Origin of the sequence: Bacillus sp. 0909A (assembly GCF_036765115.1) — a bacterium.
GTDB classification, from domain to species: Bacteria; Bacillota; Bacilli; order Bacillales; family Bacillaceae; genus Bacillus; species Bacillus mojavensis.
This window is the reverse complement of sequence record NZ_JBAIZU010000014.1, coordinates 1-6,469: the sequence shown is the minus strand read 5'-3', so window position 1 is coordinate 6,469 and position 6,469 is coordinate 1. Positions and strand designations below refer to the sequence as shown.

The window sequence follows — 6,469 nt, the reverse complement described above, 5'->3', positions numbered from 1 at the left end:
CGTTGTTTTGAAAAGCATTACTTTTTTAAATACAAAAAAGAGCCTATCAAATTTGATAGGCTCTCTCTGCAAGTTTTAATGTTCGAGGTAGCCCTTCCTGCCACCTTAAACAAACATCTTAGAGCAAAAAAGGATTTACTATGGTTAAATTTTGTTCTTTCTTCTTTTCAAGAACCATCTAACAATTAAATAAATGATACCTAACCAAACCATAATCGGAATAATGATACCTAAAGTCGCCATAGTAAATTCCTCCTATTTTTCTTTTATTTTACAATAAATCCTATAATTTTCCTATTTTTTCAAGTATACTACGAATGTATCAAACTTCAAATAGGAAAGAGGTAGGAATGAGTGAAAAAACGATCCTTATTAATGCCTAGTCTCGCCGCTTTGTTATTGATCCCTGTTGCACCAGCATCAGCGTCAGAAACACCACAAGTCCACACCCCATCAAATGCTATGCAAGCCAAACTTGCTATGTCTCAAGCAATGGACACAGAACTCGAAGTGAAAAAACTAAAAGAATTAGGACAAGATCCAGAAAAACTCCAATTCAAAGATGGACAATCTCTCGAAGTTAAATTTGATGACGGCAGCCGAATTGTCTACTCCCTAGAAATAACTCCTACATCAAAAGAAAATCTTCCTAAGAACCTTACCAAAAGTGACGCTGACATCCAAGCCACATACAAAACATACACTTTAAGAAAACAATACTTCTATGTCACAGCAAATGCCAACATTTCTGTCAAAGCAGATATTAAACATGAAGGAAGAAGCTTAACTGTAAGAAGAGCTTACCATGGTTTCCAAGGTACATTCGCTAAAAACGATAAACAGTCCAGCCGTATCATTCGAAAGAATGCTACAAGCCCTAAAATGGGGATCACAGAAACAAGTGGACAGTTTACGTTGTATGCTTTCGGGAACATAGCTGACTACTATACAAGGAGCTATGTACTGAGAATGGATATTGATACTGCTGGGTTCGCCGTACTAAGAGTAATGCAATAAAGTTAATCAATCCACACAAAGCCTCCTTTTAAATTTATAACCAAAAGAACCCATCTATGACGATGGGTTCTTTATTTAATAATTTTTAATGTTCTTGGTGACCCCGCTTCCCAAGTTACATATTCCTTTCTTTTCAGAGCATCTAACAGCCCTTTCACTGTACTTGGTGAGGTTAACCCTTACATATTCATCAATTCTCTATATGTAGGAGCAAACCCCATTTCGATAATGTATTTTTCGATAACCTTGAAGCGTTTCATATTGTCTCTCTGTAATATTACGCATAATTCTTGACCCCTCTTTTATATGCTGCAAGAGAAACAGCCAGGATATTTTCGATTGTAAACGTCTTTGTTTGACGGCTGGTGAAACAATAAGCGCGTATGTAACTCTGATTAATCTGCCGAACAATAATCAATAATTGATCTCTTCGTGATAAGACCGTCATTTCTCATATAAATCATATCTAATGTTGTTTTCTCAGTTAACGAACGTTTTAAAATCGAATCCATGCTTTCCTCCTCCTTCTTTACCATTATTTTATACGAACATTAGTTCTATCTCAAGTTGAAAAACGAATGTTTGTTCCGGTATTATTTACTCAAGGAGGAAATTGAATTGAATGATTTTGAACAAAAAGTGTATCGGATTATTTTTAATATGACCCGCTTGAAAAAAATCCCTCGTTGGATCAATTGATGAGAAAGACTGGAAAAGATGAACGAGCTATACGGGAAGCCGTTAAGAATCTTATGAGGCAGCGTTTGTTAAAATGGGATAAAAAAAAGAATAAATGGATTGTGTAAAAACCCCACCTTAAAAAGATGGGGTTTAACAGGATAATATTACTTAGATATTAATAGCTTTTTCGGCTACATAGAAAGTTCCAGAATCATTCATAGCATCATATACCTTTTCCACATTTAATAAACCTGCAAAAAGAATACCGATTAAAGCGGAGCTGATTAAAAATTTTTTCATTATATAGCCTCCGTAACCTTAAGTATTTGTGTTTGTGCATGTATAGTTCTCTTTAAGAAGCTTCTTCCCTCTGCATAGTTTCTTTGCTCATAATGAAAGTCACCCAATTTTTCTGTTAATTCTGCAAAATCAGACCACAGGCGTTTCTTTTCCAGATAGTCTAAGCTTCGATTTACTTCTGTTTCATTATATTCTTCATATATTGAATTAATGATCTTTAATTTCGCCATGTATTCTTCTTCATTAGAATCTTCAGCCCGTTTTAAAGCTGTTTCATAAAAGAAACGTGCTTCCTTAGGTTTGTTGCTTTGGTAAAGTACATTTGCCATCATATATAATGATCTTACTCCATACACTGTATCAAGATGTTCTTTCATGTCTATTGCTTTTTTGAAATGCTCTTCAGCTGCTCTTAGGTTTTGGGTCCTTAAATAAACTAAGCCTAAATTATGAAAGATCACTCCAATGATCCTTTTTGCCTTTTTCTCACTCATTCCCTCAGCAACACTTAAAGCTTCTCGGTAATATGATTCCGCCTCTGTCAGCCGGTACATATCGTACATATTAGCTCCAAACATCATATTGCATCCGATCACTTTCACCTTATACAATTGATTTTTTTCAAACAAATGCTTAGCTTTTTTTAAATGATTCAGGGAAACAAAATGCTGATCAATTTGATAGTAGGCATCTGCTATTTTATAATGAAATTCAGCTTGTTCCATTTTATCTGAAACTGCAGTCAATTCTTCCTCAGCTTTACGATAATAACTTATCGCTTCCACGTATTCTTTATGATCAAATTCATACATCCCTCGGAAAAATAATGAGTAATATTTTAAAAGGCCTGTAAGTCTTTTTTGCGGTTTTTCTATTTTTTCAAGTAGTTCATCGACTGTGGGACGATCCCGATATCTGTCTTCTGGCTCCAATGAATCTAACATCAATTGATGACGGAAACACATCAATGAATAATAAACAAGTAAATCCTGATCCTCTTCCATTTCCTCTATTTCTTGCTCCACTTCCGCCTTTAAGATTTCTGCATCAGGAACACTGAATTGACGAATCATTTTATACCATTCATTGATCTTGACTCCCACTCGGGATGACGGTAAAACTTGGTCCATACATACCCCTCCCTCTTATGTCTATTTTTGTAATATTGTAACATTTCCAAAAAGTGTTTATGCCGCAAAAAAACCGCAAACATTTTCTTCGGTTAGTTTCGTTGCAGTTCATTTTCCCAATAAAAGGTTTTTTGTATTTCTCGATATCTTTATATGGTGAAATTTGGTTAATCAGTGAAACACAAAGCTTGATAAGAAAGGATATGATCATGAAGGTATTTGAAGCTAAATCACTGCTTTCTGAAGCAGATAGACGCGCAAAAGAGTACAAGGAACTCAGATCACAAATGGTTAAGCTCAGAAAAGCATTTAAAGACGTAGCTGATTTAGATGACAGCGAGTTTTCAGGTAAAGGTGCAAACAATATCAAAGCATTTTATCATGATCATGTCGGTGTTACAGATCAATGGATTGATCTTATCGATATGAAATTTGCTTTCCTTACAAGTGTCTCTGGAGTTATAGAGGAAGCCAGCTTGTCAGATGCATACGTCGAGGAGTCTTTTTTAGAGCATGAACTCGCAAATGCTTATAAAAAATCAAAGGCTATTATGTCTGAACAGAAGAAAGCAATGAAAAACATTCTGAATGATATTGACGATATCCTACCACTTGATTTGTTTTCAACAGAAAACTTTAAAGTTGAACTTGCCAGTGCAGATAAGAAACGTGAAAAAACAATTGATAAAATTGGACAAGTTGATGATGATTTAACAACTGAATATGCATTAACAGAGCCTAACGAACAATTCATTCAACAAGATTTTAAAAAACTTCAAGAATCAACAGGAAAAGGGGAAAATGCTACACCTATTCACTATAATGCCAAAGCGTATAGAGAAAGCGACATACATAAGAAAAAAGGCGATATTGAAAAACGTACAGAAGCTTATTTGACGATTAAGAAGAAGGAAGAAAAAGAACGAGAAATTGAAAAACTGAAAGAAAGACTAAAAAACTACGATTATGCGGATGCCGATGAATTTTACTCAATGGCAAAAAACATTGGTTTTGAAAATCTTACTAAAGATCAACAGAGGTATTTCACACAAATTGAAAACACATGTGAGTTGATGGCTGGAGCCAAAGGTACTGTTACAGCTCTTTATGATATGACAGCTGAAACATTAGACTATATGGCACATAATCATCCTGTCGACATGCTTATTAATTCTGCAGTTGCAGTTTATCACTATGATTCCACATTTAATTCAATTAAAGATGCAATTATAAACTCCTATGTAAGAGACGTAAAGAACAGTGACACAGAATCAAAGGCTCATTGTTTACATATGCAGCAGTAAACATCTTTGGCTTAAAAGGTGCTGGTTCAGTTGCTAAAATAGGAGTGAAAACAGCTGGAAAAGCTGCAGTCAAAAAAGTGTCTAAAAAACTAGACGAAACTCCTGATCCACTAACAGCAATTAAACCGTTTGTCATACGAGAAGATGTAGTTGTAGCAGGTGGCATGCCTTATAATGTCATCAACGATGTTAGCGCAAAAGACAGGCTGCTCCAGCTTGCTAAAAAATTAGATGAGAGTAGAAAGCCGTTTACTGGGCAAAAGATAAATCCACCTTGGTTAAATAAAGAAAAGTATGAAGCATATGAAATAAAGGGAACTGTAAAGGCGAAAGGGAAAATTAAAGATGTAAGTCGTAGAGTATATACGATGAAAGATATCGACCTTAATCAAAAAAATCGTAAAGGTCTTACGAATCTTCAACTTTTTCCGAGATAGGTATTGGAAGTGGAGAGCAAAACAATATGAAAAATAAAAGGAATGAGAGATATCAATGGACTTATATGAAAAAACTATAGAATTTATAACTGATAATAAAGCAGACAGTTATTTTACTGGAGGAATAGGTGAAGAAGAGATTATTAATATAGAGAAGCAGCTCCAATTACAACTTCCTGATAGTTATAAATGGTTTCTGAAAAACTTTGGCTCTGGTGGCTTATACGGAATTGATACTTTGGGGTTTGACTATAGTGGAGCTTCTGTAGTTGAAACCACAGAAGAATATCGTAATCACTTTAATTTATCTGAGGGACTTGTTGTAATAGAAGATATAGATTTCTTTGCATATGCCTTAGATACTAACAAAATGAACAGTAATAATGAATGTCCTGTTTTTATTTGGGATAGAGTGCTTGGATACCAGGACAAGCTAGCCGATAGCTTTATTGAATTTTTCTATAAAAGATTGCTTGAAAAAATGAAAACTGGGAAGAAGATGAAGACTGGGACGATTAAGTCAAATTAATTACAATTTAGAGCCCCTCATTTTACAAGTATAGAGGATGTAGAAGATAGCGAAATTGAAAATCTTGAAGAACAATTCTCAAATGAAAAAAACAGAAAAAAATTCAGGATGATTTAGATAAACTACTTACCCGGAAAAAGAAATGGCAATATGCTTGGGCTAATGAATTGTTAAATGATGAAGAATTCAAAGATAGAATGAACGGGGAAAATAAGAAGGAAAAACAACTAAAAGAGGAATTGAAGGCCCTTGAAGAAATAACGCCGAGCGTTCAGTGATTTAATAGAGTCATGGAGCAATTTGACAGACAAAGAAAAAAAGCAGCTTTTGCAAAATACAGTGTCTAGTATAGTGGTCGAGAAAGTTAATGAAGGAAAACCTCTTGATCGTCTCACAATTTTAGAAATAAACTTCTCAGACTAATAAGTCCGGTTTTTAAGAGCCGGACTTAATTTTCTCATTGCTTAATTCTTTTCTGATCCTCCAAGCCGACCGCATAATCCCACCGTACCCTGTACACCGGCACAAATTCCCCGCCAGCCCTTCTTCTATTTGTTCATCTGTGGGATGCAGGGTTTCCTCGAACAGTGCTTTAAGTGCAATTATCATTCCTGGGGTACAGTATCCGCATTGGAAGCCGCCTTCTTCCAGAAAAGCTGTTTGGCAGATATCCAGTTCTTCTTTTTGTATTCCCTCGATTGTTGTAATGGAATGGCCGTCTACTTGATAAGCCATGGTCATACACGCATTGGCCAGCTCTCCGTCAATTAAAATGGAGCATGCTCCGCAACGGCCGATTCCGCAGGATATCTTAGTTCCGGTCAGCTGGAATTCCGTCCGCAGAAGGTCACTCAAGCGAGCTGTAGGAACCGCATCAACCTCCTGCTCTATTCCATTCACGGTCATTCGGAACCGCTGCTTTCTTGCAGAGAAAGCTTCTTTTACGTCCATTGTTTTATCCCCTTTCTGTCTATCGCATCAAGCAGCTCTTCACGCGAAATCGGCAGCTTGTTCACCCAGCAGCCGACGGCATCATGTATGGCCTTTATAATGGCCGGAGTAAGGGCGATC

At 36.0% G+C, this 6,469-nt stretch carries 7 protein-coding genes and 3 pseudogenes; 5 read left to right on the top strand and 5 right to left on the bottom strand.

Annotation, left to right across the window (positions count from 1 at the left end):
* Together V6D42_RS20225 and V6D42_RS20220 are read left to right on the top strand one after the other, a co-directional pair.
* The coding region (locus V6D42_RS20225) for a hypothetical protein (RefSeq protein ID WP_333514379.1) at window positions 1-189 on the top strand (189 nt) is incomplete at its 5' end.
* A gap of 165 nt (window positions 190-354) precedes the next feature.
* Window positions 355-1,017 carry a hypothetical protein gene (locus tag V6D42_RS20220; protein WP_333514378.1) on the top strand — a complete coding sequence of 221 codons (663 nt, stop codon included), beginning with the start codon at window positions 355-357 and terminating at the stop codon, window positions 1,015-1,017.
* A gap of 71 nt (window positions 1,018-1,088) precedes the next feature.
* On the opposite strand, the gene V6D42_RS20215 is transcribed toward V6D42_RS20220, so the two are convergent.
* Window positions 1,089-1,175, bottom strand: coding sequence for a hypothetical protein (locus V6D42_RS20215; RefSeq protein WP_326203740.1), 87 nt, complete (start codon window positions 1,173-1,175; stop codon window positions 1,089-1,091).
* Window positions 1,176-1,635: 460 nt separating this feature from the next.
* Here V6D42_RS20215 and V6D42_RS20210 point away from each other — a divergent pair.
* Window positions 1,636-1,823, top strand: a pseudogene (locus V6D42_RS20210) (hypothetical protein).
* 43 nt (window positions 1,824-1,866) lie between these two features.
* Here the strand turns inward: V6D42_RS20210 and V6D42_RS20205 are convergent.
* Together V6D42_RS20205 and V6D42_RS20200 are read right to left on the bottom strand one after the other, a co-directional pair.
* Window positions 1,867-1,998, bottom strand: a complete 132-nt coding sequence (locus V6D42_RS20205) for a hypothetical protein (protein ID WP_268287869.1) — start codon at window positions 1,996-1,998, stop codon at window positions 1,867-1,869.
* A complete protein-coding gene (locus tag V6D42_RS20200) occupies window positions 1,998-3,128 on the bottom strand; it encodes a Rap family tetratricopeptide repeat protein (protein ID WP_333514377.1) in 1,131 nt (376 codons plus the stop codon). The genes V6D42_RS20205 and V6D42_RS20200 overlap by 1 nt, the downstream gene beginning before the upstream one ends.
* A 209-nt stretch (window positions 3,129-3,337) precedes the next feature.
* Here V6D42_RS20200 and V6D42_RS20195 point away from each other — a divergent pair.
* Together V6D42_RS20195 and V6D42_RS20190 are read left to right on the top strand one after the other, a co-directional pair.
* Window positions 3,338-4,857: pseudogene (locus V6D42_RS20195) on the top strand (ribonuclease YeeF family protein); the annotation flags it as partial.
* Between the two features lie 67 nt (window positions 4,858-4,924).
* Window positions 4,925-5,388: pseudogene (locus V6D42_RS20190) on the top strand (SMI1/KNR4 family protein).
* A 445-nt stretch (window positions 5,389-5,833) separates the two neighbouring features.
* Here the strand turns inward: V6D42_RS20190 and pucE are convergent.
* Both pucE and V6D42_RS20180 read right to left on the bottom strand, forming a co-directional pair.
* Window positions 5,834-6,349, bottom strand: a complete 516-nt coding sequence (pucE, locus tag V6D42_RS20185) for a xanthine dehydrogenase subunit E (RefSeq protein WP_333514376.1) — start codon at window positions 6,347-6,349, stop codon at window positions 5,834-5,836.
* Window positions 6,340-6,469: hypothetical protein (locus tag V6D42_RS20180; protein ID WP_333514380.1), on the bottom strand; the 130-nt coding region annotated here is incomplete at its 5' end. The genes pucE and V6D42_RS20180, both read right to left, overlap by 10 nt.